A 19,782-nucleotide genomic window follows, 5' to 3' on the forward strand; every position below is an offset into this window, starting at 1 on the left:
TCTCAAAACCTCCCTTGTAGGGAGGACCCTGAGGGTGTTCCCCACTGGACTCCGTAAACTTATCTGATTGAGCTTGGATCAATCTGGATAATGGATTGTAGTGGGAGTACTCGTGCTGTCTAACAGCCCCTGTCCCAATGGACAGGGGCTGTTAGCACGCTAACTGTGGAGTAAAGGCCGGGTAGAGTTCCCGGTCTTTTGTATTATTGGTGTTCTTCGTCTTATCTGAAGGTGTGTTTGGCGTAGTCAGAATGAAAATGTTATGAAAGGGGAGACCAGAATGGATCAACATGACGAGGATTTATATGAAGAAGCAGAACAGGATGGCCTATCCCAATTTCCGGACAACGAAGAACTTATTATTACACGTGTAGAACGAACGAAGAGCAGGCAAGCTCGTTATCGAATCACTTTTGGCATCCACTCCATTACGGTTCTTGAAGATGTGATGATTAAATACAGGATGACTCAAGGTAATACGTTTATGAAGAAGGATCTGGAAGATATCATTCTAGCTGACGAGCGACAGCGGACGTATGCACAGTCTCTGCGTTTTTTGGAGCATAAGCCACGTACGCGCCATGAATTAAGTCAGAAACTTCGTCAGAAGGAGTTTGCTGCACCTTTGATTGAAGAGGCGCTGGATCGGCTTGAGCGGGAGAACCTGGTGGATGACGATCTATTTGCGAAGGAATGGACAAGACAGCGTATGGAGGGCAAGCGGAAGGGAAAACTGTGGATAAGGCAAGAGCTGCGTCAAAAGGGCATTGCCAATGATCTCATTGTTGAGGCACTAGAAGGGATAAGTACAGATGCGGAATTTGAGACTGCTTTGAGTGCCGGACGCAAAAAATGGAATCAGGTCAAAGGGGACGTCAAAGAGAAGAAAAATAAAACGCTTCCCTTCCTAATGAGACGTGGTTTTTCAATGGATATGGTGCGCAAGGTCGTGAATTGTTTAATTGAAGAAGATGAGGCTGGGGACCCTGAAGATGACGAAGCGTTGTTATGGGATTAGCAGACTAGAGTCTCTATACTGCATTCTCTTGACAATTTCTTTCGTCAAATACTAAAATGGACATGAGTCTGTAAGAAATGGACAACCCTTTTTCCTTCCAAAAAAGCGGTTTCGGTTTCTTAAGATTTATACCATTCTTAATTATGGGTTCGCTGGAAACAGTGAATAGTACGTGGAAACATGTACATGTGAAATGAAAATCGGCGGGGGATCGCCGTGAGTATTCGTTATTCCCAAACATATGTAAGGTTTGAAAACTGCAAATTGACCCAAGGAATGCCTTGGAGGAACCAACGAGGAGGTGAACAGTATGGAAATTGCAATCACGATCGCTCTCGTTGCAGCCGCGCTATTCATTGGGTTCGGAGTAGGATATTTTATTCGCAAATCTCTTGCAGAGGCTAAAATCTCTAGTGCGGAACAAGCTGCCGTACAAATCGTGGAGAACGCGAAGAAAGAGGCAGAAGCACTGAAGAAAGAAACGGTGCTGGAGGCGAAGGATGAAATCCATCGCATTCGCGCTGAAGCTGAAAAAGACACTCGTGAACGTCGGAATGAAATTCAACGACAAGAAAGACGATTGTTGCAAAAAGAAGAGTCGCTGGATAAAAAATTGGAATCACTCGAACGTAAAGAAGAGCAAGTGGCTAACAAAGAGAAACGAATTGATGAGACTCAGCAGCAGATCGAAATGATTTACAAAAACCAGGTGACAGAGTTGGAACGTATATCCAACCTCACCATGGAAGACGCACGCAGTATCATACTGTCCAACGTAGAACAGGAAGTTCGTCATGAGACGGCTCAAATGATCAAGGACATTGAACAACAAGCGAAGGAAGAAGCGGACAAAAAGTCCCGCGAGATTATTACACTCGCCATCCAACGTTGTGCGGCTGACCACGTAGCGGAAACAACGGTATCTGTTGTTACCCTGCCAAATGAAGAAATGAAAGGCCGGATTATCGGTCGTGAAGGACGTAACATCCGTGCGCTTGAAACCCTTACAGGGATTGACCTCATTATCGATGATACGCCAGAAGCTGTTATTCTGTCGGGCTTTGACCCGATTCGCCGTGAAATCGCCCGTACTGCCCTGGAGAAACTGGTGGCTGATGGACGTATTCACCCGGCACGGATTGAAGAGATGGTTGAGAAATCCCGCAAAGAAGTGGATGAGCGCATCCGTGAATACGGTGAGCAAGCTACCTTTGAAGTGGGCGTGCATGGTCTGCATCCGGATCTGATCAAAATTTTGGGCCGGTTGAAGTTCCGTACAAGTTACGGTCAGAACGTCTTGAAACATTCCATGGAAGTCGCTTATCTGGCTGGACTGATGGCTGGCGAACTGGGAGAAGACGTAACTCTGGCAAGACGTGCAGGTCTATTGCATGACATCGGTAAAGCGCTGGATCACGAAGTGGAAGGATCACACGTCGAAATTGGCGTGGAACTGGCGAAGAAATACAAAGAACATCCGGTTGTAATCAACAGTATCGCGTCCCATCACGGAGATTGCGAAGCGACTTCGGTCATTGCCATGTTGGTTGGCGCAGCAGATGCGCTCTCCGCAGCAAGACCAGGCGCACGCCGCGAAACGCTGGAAACGTATATCAAACGACTGGAGAAGCTGGAAGAAATCTCAGAATCCTTCGAAGGTGTCGAGAAATCGTACGCCATTCAGGCCGGACGCGAAGTTCGCGTTATGGTACAGCCTGAGAAGATCGATGATGCTGAAGCATTCCGCTTAGCCCGTGACATCACGAAGATGATTGAGAATGAACTCGACTATCCGGGTCACATCAAAGTCACCGTCATCCGGGAAACCCGTGCGGTTGAATACGCAAAATAGAGCATTACGGAAAAGTGGCCGCAGTAGTGGGCCACTTTTCCTGTTGATAGCCTGTTAAAAGGCAACTACACATTATGGAGCATGAGATAGAGTCCTGCAAAGGTTCAACATTTGAAGTAAGAGGACTTTGCAGGAATTGAGGAGGCAGTAATCAATGAAAGTTTTGTTTATTGGTGACATTGTAGGTAACGTGGGACGTAAGGCATTAAAGGAAAATTTACCGTATCTGAAATCGAAGTATAAGCCACATGTAGTGATTGTGAATGGTGAAAATGCGGCAGCAGGTCGCGGCATTACCGGCGCAATCGCAAATGAGTTTTTCAACTGGGGTGTACATGGTATTACACTTGGTAATCATACTTGGGACAATAAGGATATTTTTGATTTTATAGATGATGAGCCCCGCATGATTCGTCCAGCGAACTTTCCACCAGGCACACCAGGACGAGGGTACACGGTTGTCAAAGGCGAAGGGAAAGAGCTGGCGATTGTCAATCTTCAAGGAAGAACGTTCCTGCCTGCTCTGGATTGTCCATTCCGTGTAGCTGATGAAATTGTAGATGAGCTGCGCCAAGACCATAAATGTATTTTGGTCGATATGCATGCTGAAGCGACGTCAGAAAAGATTGCCATGGGATGGCATCTGGATGGACGTGCGTCTCTCGTTGTAGGTACACATACGCATGTACAGAGTAATGATGATCGGATTTTGCCTGGAGGAACAGCTTACTTGACGGATGCAGGCATGGTAGGACCTCGTGACGGTATATTGGGTATGGAGCGTGAGGCCGTGCTGCGTAAGTTCTACACCCAGCTACCTGTACGTTTTGTTGTGGATGATGGCAAATGGCACTTCCATGGTGTTTTTGTTGAAATTGATGAAGCCACAGGTGCGGCAACACGCATCGAAAAAATTCGTCTGACGGAGGACGAGTGGCGCATGGAATAGGGGTATTGTCCCAATTTGCAGGGAAACCCGTCTAAAAAGAAGGAATTTTTTTGCCTCCCGCGAATAACATCTAGTAAGTGGAAACAAACTTTCAACATTCCCAGGGAGGTACTTACCATGGATGTATTAAAAGTTTCAGCAAAGTCCAATCCTAATTCTGTAGCCGGCGCTCTTGCAGGGGTTCTTCGTGAACGTGGAAATGCTGAACTGCAGGCAATTGGAGCGGGAGCACTGAACCAAGCCATTAAAGCGGTAGCGATAGCCCGGGGATTTGTAGCACCAAGCGGAGTTGACCTGATTTGTATTCCAGCTTTTACAGACATTGTGATCGACGGCGAGGACCGAACGGCCATTAAGCTGATTGTGGAGCCCAGATAATACATGCAGTATGCATTGAACCTGTTTACGATGTAGACAGGTTTTTTTGCGTTTTTTTGCAATCACATATTGAGGAGGGTTTAAGATGTCCATGTCTGATTGGCGTGTAGCTGATTTTCACTGTGATGCACTGAGCAAAATTTTGATGCAGCCTGCTCTTTCATTCCAAGATGCTCCACAACTGGATGTGAACTTGCAACGTTTGAAAGAGGGGAATGTAGGGTTGCAGGCGTTCGCGATCTATTTACCTGAAGTACTTGGCAGAGGCAAGTTTGAACATGTGATGGGGCAGTTGGAGATTTATCGTAGACGTGTGGAGAGAAGTCAGGAGCGGCCTGGCGGCACACAGACGTTGTTATGGCGTGAACAGGTGGCTCAGGTGGGGCAAACAGAGGGTCTGTGGGGATTAATCACACTGGAGGGTGTGGATGGCCTGGAGGGCAACCTGTTCTATCTGGAGTTATGTTATCAGATGGGCGTTCGAATTATTGGACTAACGTGGAATTATGCCAATTGGGCGGCTGACGGAGTAATGGAGAAACGTGGAGCAGGTCTGACCGAGAAGGGGAAGGAACTGGTGCGCCAGTGTAATGAAATCGGAATGCTGCTCGACGTGTCACATCTGACAGAGAAAGGTTTCTGGGAACTGGCTGACTTGAGTAAACGTCCTTTTATCGCCTCCCACTCCAACAGCTACAGCGTATGTCCCCATGTGCGTAATCTGAAAGATGATCAGATTCAGGCTATCATTGCCCGGGAAGGGCGGATTGGACTGACGTTTGTACCCTGGTTTGTCAAGCAGGAGGGTGAGGTACGTATAGAAGATCTGCTGCCTCATATTGAGGAGATCTGTTCTCTCGGCGGGCAGCATCATCTGATGATGGGGTCTGATTTTGATGGAATTTCAACGTATATTCAGAGACTTGAACATTCAGGACATTATCCGAGACTGACGGAAATCCTGCTCAAGCATTATGATGAACATTTAGTGCGCGGCTGGTTGTGGGGGAATGCAATGAGTTATCTGGGGGAACACTTGCCAGAGAGCAATCCGAAGATGCAGATGAAGGGGAATTCCATGAAATAGTGAACTGGTGTGTGCTTTGAATGTGTTGAATTGAAACTTGTTTTCCAAAAAAAGGAGGGGAATGATGGTGAAATAAGTGTATTTCATGAATTTTCACCAGTTCGTTTTCATTTCACTCCAAAAAGGGGTATAATACCATTGGATTGTTAAGAGCCTGAGTACAGGCCATAGATAAACAAGGAGTGAATTTACAATGAGTAAAACAGTACCTGTGGGCGTATCTGCCCGTCACATTCATGTATCCCAAGAGCACGTTGAAATTTTGTTTGGTAAAGGTTATGAACTGACTGAATTTAAACCTCTGTCCCAGCCTGGCCAATACGCTGCTAACGAAACTGTAGCGGTAATTGGTTCGAAAGGACAGTTTGATAAAGTGCGTATCCTTGGACCTGTTCGTCCTGAAACGCAACTGGAGATCTCCATGACAGATTCATTTGCGATTGGTGTTAAAGCACCTGTACGTGAATCTGGAAGCATTGAAGGTACACCAGGAATCACAATTAAAGGTCCTGCTGGCGAAGTAACGATTGATAAAGGTGTTATCGTTGCTGCTCGTCACATTCACTTCCATACTTCTGATGCTGCTAAATGGGGTATCGAGGACAAACAAATGTTGAAAGTTCGTCTGGGTGGAGATCGTGGTCTGGTACTGGAAAATGTACTGGCTCGTGTATCCGATTCTTTCGCACTGGACATGCATATTGATACAGATGAAGCTAACGCTGCTGGCGCTCGTAATGGCGACACTGCTGAAATCATCGATTAATTACATGTAATAGCCTCAGCCCCCAATTATGGCGGTCTGAATAACATATAAACCTGAGCACAGCCAACAGGGGCCGGTTAATTCCAGCCCTGATGGCAAGGCTCAGGTTTTTGTGTTTTCTGAGTGTTCTTCTGAGCATGGCATGTTTCGGATTAGACGAAGGGAGATGCGCTTTGGATGTGGAACTACAGCCCAATTCATGCTATAATTTGCTGTAATGCTCTTTTAATGTTCCAAGCAAGATATTCATGTGGAACAGGGATGAATGAACGATTTTTTATTAATAGAGGCTGTAAGGAGTGACCGAAGGAAATGGCTAAAGACTCAAAAAAGGATTACTCCCAATATTTTGATTTTTCCGATGCCAAAGTAATTTCGCAAGATGAATTCAGCAAAAAGATAAGAATCCGGGGCCGTGAGATTAACATCAAATCGGAACCCAATCATCGTCAGGAGAAACAGCGGGGCAAGGAAGACGTCCAGGTGCTTTACGAAAATGCCGTTCCCGATGAACTGAAAAACATAGGGAAAGGTAAACACTATATTGTATATACGTATGGATGTCAGATGAACGAGCATGACTCGGAGACCATCAAAGGACTCCTTGAGTCTATGGGATATCAGGCTACAGAGAATCGCAAAGAAGCTGATATTATTCTGCTCAATACGTGTGCCATACGAGAAAATGCGGAAGATAAAGTATTTGGTGAGCTTGGTCACCTCAAAACGCTAAAACTCGAACGTCCGGGATTGTTACTTGGCGTATGCGGTTGTATGTCCCAAGAAGAAGGCGTCGTCAACCGAATCATGCAGAAGCATGGCTTTGTGGATATGATCTTTGGTACACATAACGTGCATCGACTGCCACATCTAATCCAGGAAGCGTTGTTCAGCAAAGAAATGGTTGTTGAGGTATGGTCCAAGGAAGGCGACATCATTGAGAACCTGCCGAAGAAACGTGAGGGTATGCGCGGCTGGGTGAACATTATGTATGGCTGCGACAAATTCTGTACATATTGCATCGTTCCGTTTACGCGGGGCAAAGAACGCAGCCGTCGTCCAGAAGATGTCATTGCTGAAGTTAGGGATTTGGCACGACAAGGCTTTAAGGAGATCACGCTGCTTGGTCAAAATGTGAATGCGTACGGCAAGGACTTCACCGACCTGAACTACAGCTTTGGTGACTTGATGGATGCCATTCGCCAAATTGATATTCCAAGAGTACGTTTTACAACCAGTCACCCACGTGACTTTGATGATCACTTGATTGAAGTGCTGGCCAAGGGCGGAAACCTGGTGGAACACATTCATCTTCCGGTGCAATCCGGCAGTTCGGAAGTACTCAAACGTATGAGCCGCAAGTATAACCGGGAACACTATCTGAAGCTGGCTGACAAAATTAAAAAGGCCATCCCGGATGTTGTGTTGACAACGGATATTATTGTTGGTTTTCCGGGGGAAACGGAAGAACAGTTTGAAGATACACTTTCCCTTGTCCGTGAAGTAGGGTATGATTTTGCCTATACCTTTATTTATTCCCCGCGTGAAGGTACACCGGCTGCAGTGATGGAAGACAACGTACCGATGGAAGTGAAGAAGGAACGTTTGAAGCGCTTGAACGAAACGATCAACGAATACAGCCACCGAAGCAATGAAGAGCAACGCGGCAAAATCGTTGAAGTGCTCGTTGAAGGCGAGAGCAAACGGAATTCCGAAGTTCTGGCAGGACGTACGCGCAGCAATAAGCTGGTGCATTTTGAAGGACCTAAAGATTTGATCGGTACTTTCGTACAAGTGGAAATCACCGATCCGATGACTTTTTATATTCGGGGCAACCTGCTATCCGAGCCGGTAGCTGCCAATCAGTAATACACACACACAAATAAGATGAATGATTTTTTGCACTTAGCGGGGTTACGCCGAGCGTAGCGAAGGTGACGGAATCGATTCTGTAGAAGCGAAGCGTTCGCCTTTGTCTCCGAATTTTAACCTTGAACAATCTCAATCGAAAAAATTCGGAGACAACAGCGATCAAAAGAACGATCCGACACCGCAGCGGTCACTCAGCAGTCAGCTGAACTTAGTGCAACAGTGAGTTTTCATCTTATATCATCTCATAGAATGGAGCGATTTCAGTGGCGCAGGAAGAAGTGCAGTACAACCATTATGGAATGCCAACCTACGATACGCGCAATCTGGTCATACGCGACGACATTATGGGAAAAGCCAAAGAATTGGCTGATATGCTCGGAACGAGTGAGGAAGTTAGACAGTTTCAACAGGCTGAAACCAAAATTCGGGATCATGAGCGTATCCAGCAGTTGATTGCAACGATTAAGAAAAAACAAAAAGAGATTGTTGCTTTTGAAAGCTTCAAAAATGTGGAGATGGTCAGCAAAATTGAACAGGAAATTGAAGATCTGCAAAGCGAACTGGACAGTATTCCATTGGTTACGGAATTCCAGCAGAGCCAGAGCGACATCAACTACTTGCTTCAACTAGTGATCTCTGTAATCCGGGATACGGTTTCTGAAAAAGTAAACGTGGAGGCTGGAACGGATTCACCTCCGACCAGTTGCGGTTAAATGACGGAAGGGTGCGGACGCTGTCCGCGCCTTTTTTGACATTACATAACCGTTAATGTGGAGTGGCTATCGCCAAGTACTCGGAATATAATTCCAAGCAAAGCTCCACGCTGTGGGGTTATTTTGTGTGGCGCGGCTGATTTTTAATGATAAAGGCACATGACATCAAGAGAGCTTGATACGTACAGTGAATAAAGGAGAAATGAATAATGAGTATTTTGGACAAAATGGTGGAAGACGGAGACGGACGATTCTGGGGATTTCTCGGCTGTCGTTATATTAAAGGAGACGGAAAAGAAGTACAGATTGCGTTGACAGCAGGCGAACATCATACCAACTCCATGGGGATTATTCATGGGGGTGTATTGACTTCACTGATGGACCAGGCGATGGGTATGGTTGCAACAGCAGCAATGGAAGTAGACGGCTGTGTGACAACAAATCTGAACGTACATTTTCTTGCACCAATGAAACAAGGGGAATTAACGGTGACAGCTACGGTACTGCATCAAGCAGGACGCAGTGTTACGACTCAATCGGAGGTTCGTGATGCATCGGGCACGTTGGGATGTATGGCTACGGCGACATTCCGCATAGCACGCCCGAGAACGTAACGCATGAATCCTGCGGTTGACAAAAGATATTATTATGTCATAATGAAATTATCAAAATGAAAATAGTCGGTGGTGCCCATGAGCGAAAACTACGAACACTTTAATGCAGAGAGCGACGAACAAGCAGCACTTGCTTATAGTTCCCAAAAATATCGTACCCCCGATGGTGTTCCTGCGGATATCGTTATGTTCACCTTAACCAAGCGGGAGCGCAAGACGGTGACGAAGACACTTCCCATTCGGGAACTGAAAGTGATGCTGATCAAGCGCAAAGGCTGGCCTTTTGCAGGTAGATGGGCATTACCCGGTGGATTTTGTCAGGAGAATGAATCCATCTACGGTGCAGCTAAGCGTGAGTTGATGGAAGAGACAGGTGTAGACGGTGGACATCTGGAATACTTGAATGTATACAGTCAGCCGGGTCGTGACCCGAGGGGCTGGATTATCTCACACGCATTTTTCGCGCTTGTAGAAGAATGGATGCTGGATCAACGCCAAGCGGCAGATGATGCTGAGGATGTTGGGTTGTTCACGATTCAGGAGGCGCTGCAAGAACTGGAACTGGCCTTTGATCACAGAACAATCATTGAAGATGCTTATCGACGTATTCAACAGCAGATGCTGGAAACGACGATTGCTCGTCAGTTCCTGCCACGTGATTTTACATTAAGTGAATTATATCAGGTTATTCAAAGTGTTGTACCGGATTTTGAAGAACCAAACTTCATTCGCAAGATTACGTCAACCCGCAGCCGTAAAGGCATTGTGGAAGAAGTAAGAGATGAAGAGGGGAACCTGGTGAGTTCCAACCAGTACTCGCAGCGTCCGGCGCAGTTATATCGTTTTACAGAACTCGTACCACGCCTGTCCATCTACACGTAATAAGGTGTAGATGTGTCAATCTGATTGAATCAGGATCAACCATTTCTGGGCTAAGGGAGTGTTGACGATGAAAGCACTGATTGTCATTGATTTTACGAAGGATTTTGTGACAGGTTCTTTGCCTGTAGGTCAGCCAGCAGTAGAGATCGAAGAGACGATTGCAGCTGTAACCGAGGCCTATTGTAAGAACAAACATGAGGTAATCATGGCTGTGGATCTGCACGAAGAGAATGATCCGTATCACCCGGAGACTGTACTTTTCCCACCTCATAACATCAGAAATACGGAGGGAAGACAGTTATATGGTCGTCTTGCCCAAGTGATGGAAGAACGGAAAACAGATATACAGTGGATGGATAAGACGAGATATAGTGCATTCTGTGGGACCGATCTGGAACTCAGACTGCGTGCACGTGGTATAACGGATATTGCACTGATTGGGGTATGCACGGATATTTGCATATTGCATACCGCAGTGGACGCTTACAATAAAGGTTTTCATATTACGGTATACGAAGATGCCGTTGCCAGCTTCAATCCGGCAGGGCATGAGTGGGCACTTGGACATTTTCGTTCCAGCCTTGGTGCTTCGGTGGTTAAGGCGAGCGAGACAGTCTTGGCTTAATTTACTCCATAGTCATGTTTGGTTGACTCCATGTTAGGAACCGGATGAATGTGGTGAATGGTGTATAGAGTTTTTTACGGGAGACTTGTTTGTTTAATACGGATGAACAGAATCATGAAGAATGAGTCTCCATATGTTAACCCGTGTTCACAGATGAAATCTGGGGGCACGAGCGGAAGTCAGAGAGGATGAGACAAATGCAGACAACTAGCCTGGCTTTACATACGGATAAATATCAGATCAATATGATGTACGCCCATTGGGTGAATGGTACTCACAAGCGGAAGGCGGTATTTGAAGCCTATTTCCGTAAACTTCCTTTTGGTAACGGATATGCGGTATTTGCCGGATTGGAACGTATTGTGAACTATATCAGCCAGCTTCGGTTTACGATGGACGACATCAAATTTTTATCCAAACAAGAGGAAAATTACGATCCGGTCTTTCTGGAAGAGTTGCTCCAGTTTTCATTTCAGGGGACGATTCATTCCATGAAGGAGGGTGCAATTGTTTTCCCTGACGAACCGCTCATTCGGGTAGAAGGCTCCATTATGGAGACTCAATTGGTGGAGACGGCGATACTTAACTTCATGAATTATCAGACGTTGATTGCAACCAAGGCTTCGCGGATCAAACAGGTAGCACAACAGGATACGTTGCTCGAATTCGGCACACGGCGTGCGCAGGAAGCGGATGCTGCCATCTGGGGCGCACGTGCCTCGTATGTAGCAGGCTTCGATGCAACGTCTAATATGCTGGCCGGAGAGCGCTTCGGAATCCCAACAGCAGGTACTCATGCCCATTCCTGGGTACAGAGCTTTATGAGCGAACAGGAGGCGTTTGACGTGTATGCCAAAGTGTTGCCTGATCAGGTTACGCTGCTGGTTGATACCTTTGACACATTGAACAGTGGAGTACCTCACGCCATCAAAACAGCCAAGAAGTTGGAGAGCCAAGGCAAAAAGATGAATGCGATTCGTCTCGACAGTGGTGACCTAGCGTACTTGTCGATTCAGGCACGTCAGATGTTGGATGAGGCTGGGCTGGATTATGTGAAAATTGTAGCATCCAATGATTTGGATGAAAATACGATTTTCAACCTGAAGGCTCAAGGAGCACGGATTGATACATGGGGTGTTGGTACACAGTTGATTACCGCTTCTGACCAGCCATCTTTGGGTGGAGTGTACAAATTGGTGGAGCGTGAAGTGGACGGTGCCATGTTGCCTACGATCAAAATATCTGCCAATCCTGAAAAGGTGTCCACTCCAGGTAAAAAGGAAGTGTTCCGGATCATTGATCCGAAACATGGCAAAGCGATTGCAGATTATATCTGCTATCCAGAGGAAGAGCAGCCGCTACAGGGCGGACCGCTCAAGCTGTTCAACCCGCTACACCCTTACCTGAAAAAGACGGTTACCCGCTACGAAGCGGTCAATATGCTGGAGCCAATCTTTGTGAATGGACGTAAAGTGTATGAACTGCCTAATCTGGATGAGATTCGGGCGTACCACCGGGAACAGATGAACCTCTTCTGGCCTGAATACCAACGGAAGCTCAACCCGGAGATCTACCGTGTGAACATCAGCCCTGCGGCATGGAATATGAAGCAGAAGCTCATTGCGGAACATGTGAAATCCACAGAGGAATGATCTACACATAAGAATTACAGAGAGGCATAACCAGTGAGGTATACTGGCTTATGCCTTTTTGATGCCTATAAAATGTATACGTTCTTAGCGGAGTTGAGCGATTCGATGATTGCAAGCAAAATTTCCGCTATACGCGTTCTGTCTTCTGTGAAAGTACGTCGATAGTTGATAGACGTTATTCTTATATGATCCCGATGAGGTGGACCAGTGATGTAAGAAATCTCATGGACAGACTGCCAAGGTAGCAGGCTATACTGGAAATAGTCATGCCCAATTCAAGAGGTTGTAGGGGAAAAGCAGTAATTATTTCTCGGGAAAGCGCACGAGACGCCAAATTCTGCATCGCATTGTTTCAATCCCGCAGCTGTAGGGGATGAAAGTAAGAGGAGGTGCAGACATGAGATGGATATTAGGACTGGTCTGGATCGCTTTTATTGCCTATGCAGTGTTGTTGGCACCAGGGCAGTCACCTGGAAGTGATCCGATATTCAAAGAACTGATTACAATGCAAAGCAAAGAGCCCTGGTTACTTACGGTATTTTCGTGGTTAGGTATTTTCCCGGCAGTTTATGCCTGTATGCTGTTAAGAACATCTGTGAAAGAACGAGGTGGCCGTGTACCGGCTTGGCCTTTTGTTATACTTTCTTTCGGATTGGGTGCTTTTACCCTTCTTCCCTATTATGCATGGTCATCATCCGCAAATAGAGCTTCGGGTTACGCAAGCTTGCATTTTGGTCGTCAGCGGGAGACGGGAATTGGACGGGTAGCAGCCCACAAGCTGACGCATGTAGTCCTTCTGCTGTTGACGCTGGGGACAGCTTTCTATGCCGTGACGCAAGGTCATCCGGATGTATATATGGAAGCATTCAAGCAATCTGCCTTTGTACATATCATGACGATTGATTTTGTGCTGCTGACCTTACTTTCCATGATTGCGATATACAGGGATACTAAACTGAGTCGACGTTCAGCAGCTTGGACCGCGGCAGGCATCATCCCTATTGTGGGTCCACTAATCTATCTGTTGACGCTCAGGAGAGACAGAGCTTGATCATCAATATTTGAAGAATTTCACAGGTAAAAGGAGCCGTTAAGCTGAATGCGAACAATTCATGTGCTTAATGGAAAAATATATACAATCCAAAGAAGGAGTGGCTATCGATGAAAAATCATTTTAACGCATATGTTGTCCGTAAAGAAGAACAGGGCGGAGTGAAAGCTGCTATAGAGCAACTGAAGAAGGAAGATCTGCCAAATGGAGATGTAACGGTACAGGTGCAGTACTCCAGTGTCAATTATAAAGACGGACTCGCTACCCTTGAGAAAGGCGGTGTCGTTCGTGAGTACCCGATGGTACCAGGAATTGATCTGGCAGGAACGGTAGAGGAGTCGGTCAGTGGACGTTTTGCACCAGGAGATCGGGTGATCAGTACAGGATTTGAACCTGGCGTATCCCATTACGGAGGGTACAGCGAGTATGCTCGTCTGCGCAGTGAATGGCTGGTGCCTCTGCCACCGGGTCTCAGTGAGAAAGAAGCCATGGCAATTGGAACCGCAGGATTTACGGCTGCACTTTCGGTAGATTCGTTGTTACAGGCTGGAGTGAAACCAGAGATGGGCAAGGTTCTGGTTACGGGTGCAACGGGTGGTGTTGGCAGTATGGCAGTTGCCATTCTGGCGAAACTTGGTTTTGAAGTAACAGCCAGCACAGGCAAGAAGGATCAGGAGGAGTCATTGCTCCGAAACTTGGGCGCCTCAGAGGTTATTACTCGTGAAGAAGCTGATGCTCCAGCTAAAGGAGCCATGGGGAAACAGCTATGGGCGGGAGTTGTTGATCCAACAGGAGGACCGGCTCTTGCGGAGCGATTGAAACAGATTCAATACGGAGGTGCGGTAGCGGTATCCGGGTTAACTGGAGGCACAGCTTTTGAATCCACGGTACTTCCGTTTATTTTGCGTGGCATCCAGCTTATGGGTATAGACTCTGTATATTGTCCGATGGAACGTCGGGAACGATTGTGGAAACTGCTCGGCGGAGAATGGAAACCAGAGCGCGCGCTGGAACTGGGAATCCGGGAGATCTCTCTAGATCAATTGCCTCTTACGCTGGAGACGATACTCCAAGGTGGTGCAGTGGGTCGTACGGTGGTCAATACAATATCAGATCTGCCATCCGCATAAGATTCTAAGTCCTTAGACATGCTAATTCTACCTGATTGGGTCACAGTACACGTGGCTGGAAAGGAAGGATTGGCATGTGGTTTGGTAGAAAAGGCCGAAGTCTGGTTGGAAGAACAATGAAGTCGGTACTTGTAAGTGGCGTGTTGATCACGAGTGTCTGGTCCCTGGTGGCTTGTTCGGCATCATCCATTGAACAGGAGCGGAAGGTCTACACCCGCGAAGCGACAGATGAAGGAAATGTGCGGGCACAGAGTCAAGGACACGGATTAAACGGTGAATTGGTGAGTGAGATCAGTAAGAATTTTGAAGCAAAAGGCATTCAGCTGATGAATAACATGTCTGCCGATGACGGCCATGGTGGGATCTCTTATATGTATTTGTTGAATGGAAGTGGCAGACACATCGTGAAAGTCCATATTTTCAGTGATGCGACAACCCGGGTGGCCAGCATGAAACAAATGTATAGTGAGAATCGTGATGAGGCTGTCTTGGAGAATGCGCTTGGCCGGACAACGATTCGTAGCAAAGGGTACGTCTCACTCGTTTATACAGCTTCCGGTGGAGAAAAGGACAAGTATGAACAGGATGTTATGCAGGTGTTCCAACATGTGTTGGGGCAACTAAGGTAAGAGAAGATGGAAGCACAGAAAACTTTCAATCCTTACCGTACAGCTAAAAAATAAACCCGAAAAACCCGTCTGATCTTTCAGACGGGTTTATATATTTCACGCATCACATGCCGCAGCTCGGGCAAAATGAGTTTTTCCATGGCCAATTTGACGGCTCCTTTGGAACCCGGCATGGAGAATACGGCTGTTCGTCCAATCGTTCCAGCGACGGCTCTGCTCAGGATGGCAGCGGAACCGATATCTTCGGTGTAACTGAGAAAACGGAAGATCTCACCAAAGCCCGGGAGTTCCTTGTCGAGTAGTGAGGATACTGCTTCATAAGTTGTATCTCGGGGTGCAATCCCTGTTCCGCCGCTAAGTAACACGGCTTCAATATCATCACGAACAGCTGCATCTTGCAGGATGCTTCGAATGTTCTCCGTCTCATCTGGTGTGATGATGTATTCAACAATCTGATAACCCGCTTCATTCAAAAGCTGGTGCATGAGCTGGCCACTGGTATCGGTGTCTTTAGTTCGTGTGTCAGACACTGTAACAATCATGCACGATACCGTGTCAGGGGCTTCCTCGCGATGTTGTTCCACTGAATTAGTCATGAAACTTCCTCCTTCAATCAACATGTCCTCATAGCATAGACCATCCGTTAGAATCAGGCAATGTACTGGGGAAGAGTTGAACGTTATTGCACAACGAATGCGGGATGGTGTACACTCGCTAGATATAGATAGACTAGGTTACAAGAAGGACAATCAGAGAGGTGTATACGCATGAATGAAACGATTATAAAAGAACAATCCATACCTGTATATATACTGTCAGGTTTTTTGGGGAGTGGCAAAACAACACTGCTTGTTCAGTTGATTGAACATTGGCAACAGCAGGGTTTGCGCCCCGCAGTGGTTATGAATGAGTTAGGCGAAGTCAATCTGGATGGTCAGATTGTGGATTCCACTGTTCCGATGACAGAGATGTTAGGTGGATGCATCTGTTGTACCGTACGTGGTGACTTGGGATTGCAACTTGCTGATCTCGTTAAAGAGGAATCCCCTGATGTGATCATCATTGAAGCAACCGGTGCGGCGAATCCAATGGAGATTCTGGATGCGGTAACGGAGACTTCACTTTACATGCGATTGGAACTGAAAAGTCTCATTACTGTTGTGGATGCAGCACATCTGTCTGGTCTGTATCAGGAGCAGAAGGGGCAGACCTTCAAGCTAATGCAGGAGCAGATTCGTTGTGCGTCTGTGCTTCTCTTGAATAAAACGGATCGGGTGAGTGCACAGGAACTGAAGGATCTGGAGCAGCTTTTGGCAAAATGGAATGGCTTCGCACCTGTAATTCTTACAGTGAAATGTGAGGTGGAGATGGATCTGCTGCTTCGCAGCGGGGCAGACGTGCATGTACGTGATTCAGCTTCTGAAGCAGGCAAGCCGGCTCACCAAGAGCATCATGTGCATACGGAAACCTGTGGTACACATGGCTGCAATCATGGACATGAGCATACAGATCATACAGTCCAAGGCGATGCTACGAATACTGACGCATCTCATAGCCATAGTCATGACCACGGTCACGAGCATTTTGCTCCTCATGCCTCACACGAACATGTTATGGTGTATACGCATTATTTCAGTCATCCGGTGAACAGTGAGGCGTTTGAACAATTTGTATCTGCTTTGCCACGGGACGTGTATCGAGCAAAAGGCATCTTATCGTTTAGTGACACGGCGAGTCGTTTCTGGTTCCAGTATGCCTACCGTGAATCGGATTACATGAAGATCACACCTCAGGGAGAGGTCCCTAATGTTGCTGTGTTTATAGGTGAGCATTTTGACCAAACTGTCATTCGTGACCAATTACTGGAATTGGAAGCGATAAAGTAGGTTAGATGATTCAATATTCCTCCGAACTGGGTATTAAGATGCATAGCAAACTTTGCCTGGGAGGTAACTTTAAATGACACAACAACAATATCAACAATGTATCGATGCTTGCCTGGAGTGCATGAATGCATGCAACGTATGTTACATATCGAGTCTGAAAGAATATGATCTGGCGATGTTGCGTGATTGCATTCGTTTGAATCGGGAATGTGCGGAGATCTGCAGTTTTGCTGCACAAGCGATGACACGTGGAAGTGATTTCATTGCTGAAATATGCGAATTGTGTGTGAAAGCTTGTGAAGCTTGCGCCGCTGAGTGTGGCAAACACCACCATGATCACTGCCAAGCATGTGCAGAGGCTTGCCGCAGATGTGCAGAAGCTTGCCGGTTGATGGCAGCAGTAGCGTAAATATTATTTCACTGGAATATATAATTAAACCGATAATGACCGTTGTCCCCTAAGGGAAGGCAGAGAACACAAGCATCTGAGACGATGTGCCTATGTGTTGCCTTTCAGTAGGGGATTTTTAATGCAGGTTGCCAATTCTGATCGTGGTATGTATAATGATGGCAATGAATTGAAACGAAGAATATCAATGATCGGGAGAGTAGCCAGATCCATACATGACAGCGAGCCGGGAGAGGTGGAAGCCGGTATGACATGACCTGAGTGAATCGCACCCGTGAGATGGTTATCCGAAAAGATGTACGTATCCCGATTGGGATAGGCCATATCTGTCTGAGGGTAACCCGGCTTGCGACCGTTATACGCATCGAGCGGAACAGGTTCTACTGGTATGCATGTTGATGCATATTAAGAGTAAGCTGTTCACTTAGAGTGGTACCGCGGGAACTGTTAAGTCAGCTCTCGTCTCTTATTTAGAGACGAGAGCTTTTTGTGTGTTTATTTTCAGCCAATAATGAATGGATAAGGAGTGTTTTGCATGTTGATGAAGCAGGTTGCGGCCGATATTGCCCCTTTAACGGGATTGAATGAACAAAAGGTTCTGAGATTACTGGAAGTCCCACCACAGGCGGAGATGGGCGATGCAGCATTCCCTTGTTTTGTATTAGCGAAGTTATTAAAGAAAGCACCGGCAGTTATTGCAACTGAGCTCGCAACGGGATTGCAGACATCTGGAATTGAAGCGACTCCCGCCGGTCCGTATGTAAATATCCGTTTTAATCGGGAGAAGCTCGCACCGAATCTGCTGAAAGAACTGGGGAATGCGGCATTTGGTAAGCTTCAGCTTGGTCAAGGTTCACGTGTTGTGATTGATATGTCTTCCCCTAACATCGCAAAACCCTTCGGAATCGGACATTTGCGTTCTACTGTAATCGGTGCAGCACTGTATCGGTTGTATAACGAAGCGGGTTATACCTCTGTAAGTGTGAATCATCTGGGAGACTGGGGAACCCAGTTTGGCAAGCAGATCGCAGCGTATAAACGGTGGGGCAATGATGAAGCGTTGCAGGCAGACCCGATCCGTACGTCCTTGGAGCTGTATGTGCGCTTCCACGATGAGGCGGAGAACGATCCTTCACTTGAGATTGAGGCACGCGACTGGTTCCGCAAGCTGGAGCAAGGGGATGATGAAGCACAGCGGTTATGGGCGTTCTTTGTGGAAGTGAGCATGAAGGAATTCAACCGGATGTATGAACGTCTGAATGTACAGTTCGACCATACACTGGGGGAGAGCTTTTACAATGACAAGATGGGTGCAGTGGTTGAAGAACTGAAGGCAAAAGGTTTACTTGAAGAGAGTGATGGAGCACTCGTGGTACGTCTGGAGGATGAGAACATGCCACCGTGCCTGATAATCAAAAAAGATGGAACAACAATTTATCCTACTCGGGATTTAGCTACGGCAGTCTATCGTCATGAGGTGATGAAGGCAGATCGGTTGTTATACGTGGTCGGAGGCGAGCAGAAGTTACATTTCCAGCAGGTATTTGCGGTCCTATCCCGGATGGGTCATGGATGGTCTGCGAAGTGTGAACATATCCCGTTTGGATTAATGCGTTTTGAGGGACGGAAAATGTCTACCCGTCGTGGTAAAGTCGTCTTTTTGCAGGAAGTATTGGATGAGGCAGTTGCTCGTGCTTTGCAGATTATTCAGGAGAAAAACCCCAATCTGGAGAACCCTCAGAAGGTGGCTGAGGCTGTTGGTGTAGGTGCCATTATCTTTGGTGATCTGCGTAATAATCGGTTAAACGATGTGGACTTCTCACTGGAAGATGCGGTGAGTTTTGAAGGGGAGACTGGACCTTATGTGCAATACACCCATGCTCGGATTCAAAGTGTGCTTGCCAAGGCAGAAGAGGCAATCCGCGTGGCAAATGAAAACCCTTTGACTAAACCCAACCTTGCGGATGGTGAGAATAACACAGTAACCACTCCATCCCTTATCGGAGATACCTCATGGGCATTGCTGAAACTGCTTGGTGAATATCCCGAGTATTTGAAAAAAGCAATTCATCGGAATGAGCCTTCGGTCATTGCCAAATATACAATAGATGTCGCTCAAGCATTCAACCGCTTCTATCACGCCGAACGCATTGCGGATGCGTCATCTGATGTAAGATCCTTCCGAGTGGCATTGGCCAAACGGACTGCCGAACGCCTCGCGTACAGTTTACATTTGCTAGGTGTACAAGCTCCAGAGCGGATGTGATCC

The 19,782-nt window shown here is 46.8% G+C and carries 19 protein-coding genes and 1 other annotated feature; of the genes, 18 read left to right on the forward strand and 1 reads right to left on the reverse strand.

Annotated elements, in window-relative coordinates; all coding sequences use genetic code 11:
- Window positions 1-280: 280 nt before the first annotated feature.
- From V6668_RS11790 to V6668_RS11860, 15 genes are all read left to right on the forward strand, one after another.
- A complete protein-coding gene (locus V6668_RS11790; protein WP_036670417.1) occupies window positions 281-1,018 on the forward strand; it encodes a regulatory protein RecX in 738 nt (245 codons plus the stop codon).
- A 310-nt stretch (window positions 1,019-1,328) separates the two neighbouring features.
- The gene (gene rny, locus V6668_RS11795) at window positions 1,329-2,870 is read left to right on the forward strand and encodes a ribonuclease Y (protein WP_036670418.1); all 1,542 of its coding nucleotides are present in this window, start codon (window positions 1,329-1,331) and stop codon (window positions 2,868-2,870) included.
- 154 nt (window positions 2,871-3,024) lie between these two features.
- On the forward strand, window positions 3,025-3,819 hold the full coding sequence (locus V6668_RS11800; protein ID WP_036609256.1) for a TIGR00282 family metallophosphoesterase: 795 nt from the start codon (window positions 3,025-3,027) through the stop codon (window positions 3,817-3,819).
- A 117-nt stretch (window positions 3,820-3,936) separates the two neighbouring features.
- Entirely contained in the window at window positions 3,937-4,197 is a 261-nt protein-coding gene (locus V6668_RS11805) for a stage V sporulation protein S (protein ID WP_007430104.1), read from the forward strand.
- Window positions 4,198-4,282: 85 nt separating this feature from the next.
- Window positions 4,283-5,284: a dipeptidase gene (locus tag V6668_RS11810; protein ID WP_422395254.1), complete on the forward strand. Its 1,002-nt coding sequence runs from the start codon at window positions 4,283-4,285 to the stop codon at window positions 5,282-5,284.
- Between the two features lie 193 nt (window positions 5,285-5,477).
- A complete protein-coding gene (gene pduL, locus V6668_RS11815) occupies window positions 5,478-6,050 on the forward strand; it encodes a phosphate propanoyltransferase (RefSeq protein ID WP_017689107.1) in 573 nt (190 codons plus the stop codon).
- A 312-nt stretch (window positions 6,051-6,362) separates the two neighbouring features.
- Window positions 6,363-7,919 carry a tRNA (N6-isopentenyl adenosine(37)-C2)-methylthiotransferase MiaB gene (gene miaB / locus V6668_RS11820; RefSeq protein ID WP_036609253.1) on the forward strand — a complete coding sequence of 519 codons (1,557 nt, stop codon included), beginning with the start codon at window positions 6,363-6,365 and terminating at the stop codon, window positions 7,917-7,919.
- 302 nt (window positions 7,920-8,221) lie between these two features.
- Complete coding sequence (locus tag V6668_RS11825) at window positions 8,222-8,635, forward strand: RicAFT regulatory complex protein RicA family protein (RefSeq protein ID WP_197997748.1); 414 nt, start codon at window positions 8,222-8,224, stop codon at window positions 8,633-8,635.
- A gap of 209 nt (window positions 8,636-8,844) precedes the next feature.
- Window positions 8,845-9,249, forward strand: coding sequence for a PaaI family thioesterase (locus V6668_RS11830; RefSeq protein WP_036609249.1), 405 nt, complete (start codon window positions 8,845-8,847; stop codon window positions 9,247-9,249).
- A 78-nt stretch (window positions 9,250-9,327) separates the two neighbouring features.
- Entirely contained in the window at window positions 9,328-10,131 is an 804-nt protein-coding gene (locus V6668_RS11835; RefSeq protein WP_100529416.1) for an NUDIX hydrolase, read from the forward strand.
- 67 nt (window positions 10,132-10,198) lie between these two features.
- Entirely contained in the window at window positions 10,199-10,756 is a 558-nt protein-coding gene (locus V6668_RS11840) for a cysteine hydrolase family protein (RefSeq protein WP_036609245.1), read from the forward strand.
- Window positions 10,757-10,953: 197 nt separating this feature from the next.
- Window positions 10,954-12,408, forward strand: a complete 1,455-nt coding sequence (locus tag V6668_RS11845; protein WP_036609243.1) for a nicotinate phosphoribosyltransferase — start codon at window positions 10,954-10,956, stop codon at window positions 12,406-12,408.
- Between the two features lie 397 nt (window positions 12,409-12,805).
- Window positions 12,806-13,459 carry a hypothetical protein gene (locus V6668_RS11850; protein ID WP_338708497.1) on the forward strand — a complete coding sequence of 218 codons (654 nt, stop codon included), beginning with the start codon at window positions 12,806-12,808 and terminating at the stop codon, window positions 13,457-13,459.
- 110 nt (window positions 13,460-13,569) lie between these two features.
- The gene (locus V6668_RS11855; RefSeq protein WP_338708498.1) at window positions 13,570-14,589 is read left to right on the forward strand and encodes an acryloyl-CoA reductase; all 1,020 of its coding nucleotides are present in this window, start codon (window positions 13,570-13,572) and stop codon (window positions 14,587-14,589) included.
- 74 nt (window positions 14,590-14,663) lie between these two features.
- Complete coding sequence (locus V6668_RS11860) at window positions 14,664-15,218, forward strand: hypothetical protein (protein WP_338708499.1); 555 nt, start codon at window positions 14,664-14,666, stop codon at window positions 15,216-15,218.
- A gap of 77 nt (window positions 15,219-15,295) precedes the next feature.
- On the opposite strand, the gene V6668_RS11865 is transcribed toward V6668_RS11860, so the two are convergent.
- Complete coding sequence (locus V6668_RS11865) at window positions 15,296-15,814, reverse strand: MogA/MoaB family molybdenum cofactor biosynthesis protein (protein ID WP_338708500.1); 519 nt, start codon at window positions 15,812-15,814, stop codon at window positions 15,296-15,298.
- Between the two features lie 171 nt (window positions 15,815-15,985).
- Between V6668_RS11865 and V6668_RS11870 the strand changes: the two genes are divergently transcribed.
- The 3 genes from V6668_RS11870 to argS all read left to right on the forward strand — a co-directional run bounded on the left by V6668_RS11870 (window position 15,986) and on the right by argS (window position 19,779).
- Window positions 15,986-17,104 carry a GTP-binding protein gene (locus tag V6668_RS11870; protein WP_338708501.1) on the forward strand — a complete coding sequence of 373 codons (1,119 nt, stop codon included), beginning with the start codon at window positions 15,986-15,988 and terminating at the stop codon, window positions 17,102-17,104.
- A 73-nt stretch (window positions 17,105-17,177) separates the two neighbouring features.
- A complete protein-coding gene (locus tag V6668_RS11875) occupies window positions 17,178-17,513 on the forward strand; it encodes a four-helix bundle copper-binding protein (RefSeq protein ID WP_036609230.1) in 336 nt (111 codons plus the stop codon).
- Between the two features lie 178 nt (window positions 17,514-17,691).
- Window positions 17,692-17,983: a binding site (T-box leader), on the forward strand.
- A 65-nt stretch (window positions 17,984-18,048) separates the two neighbouring features.
- Window positions 18,049-19,779 (forward strand): arginine--tRNA ligase, encoded by a 1,731-nt coding sequence (gene argS, locus V6668_RS11880; protein WP_338708502.1) that lies wholly within the window; start codon window positions 18,049-18,051, stop codon window positions 19,777-19,779.
- Window positions 19,780-19,782 lie beyond the last annotated feature (3 nt).

The sequence above is a fragment of the Paenibacillus amylolyticus genome, assembly GCF_036894225.1.
Taxonomy (GTDB): domain Bacteria; phylum Bacillota; class Bacilli; order Paenibacillales; family Paenibacillaceae; genus Paenibacillus; species Paenibacillus amylolyticus.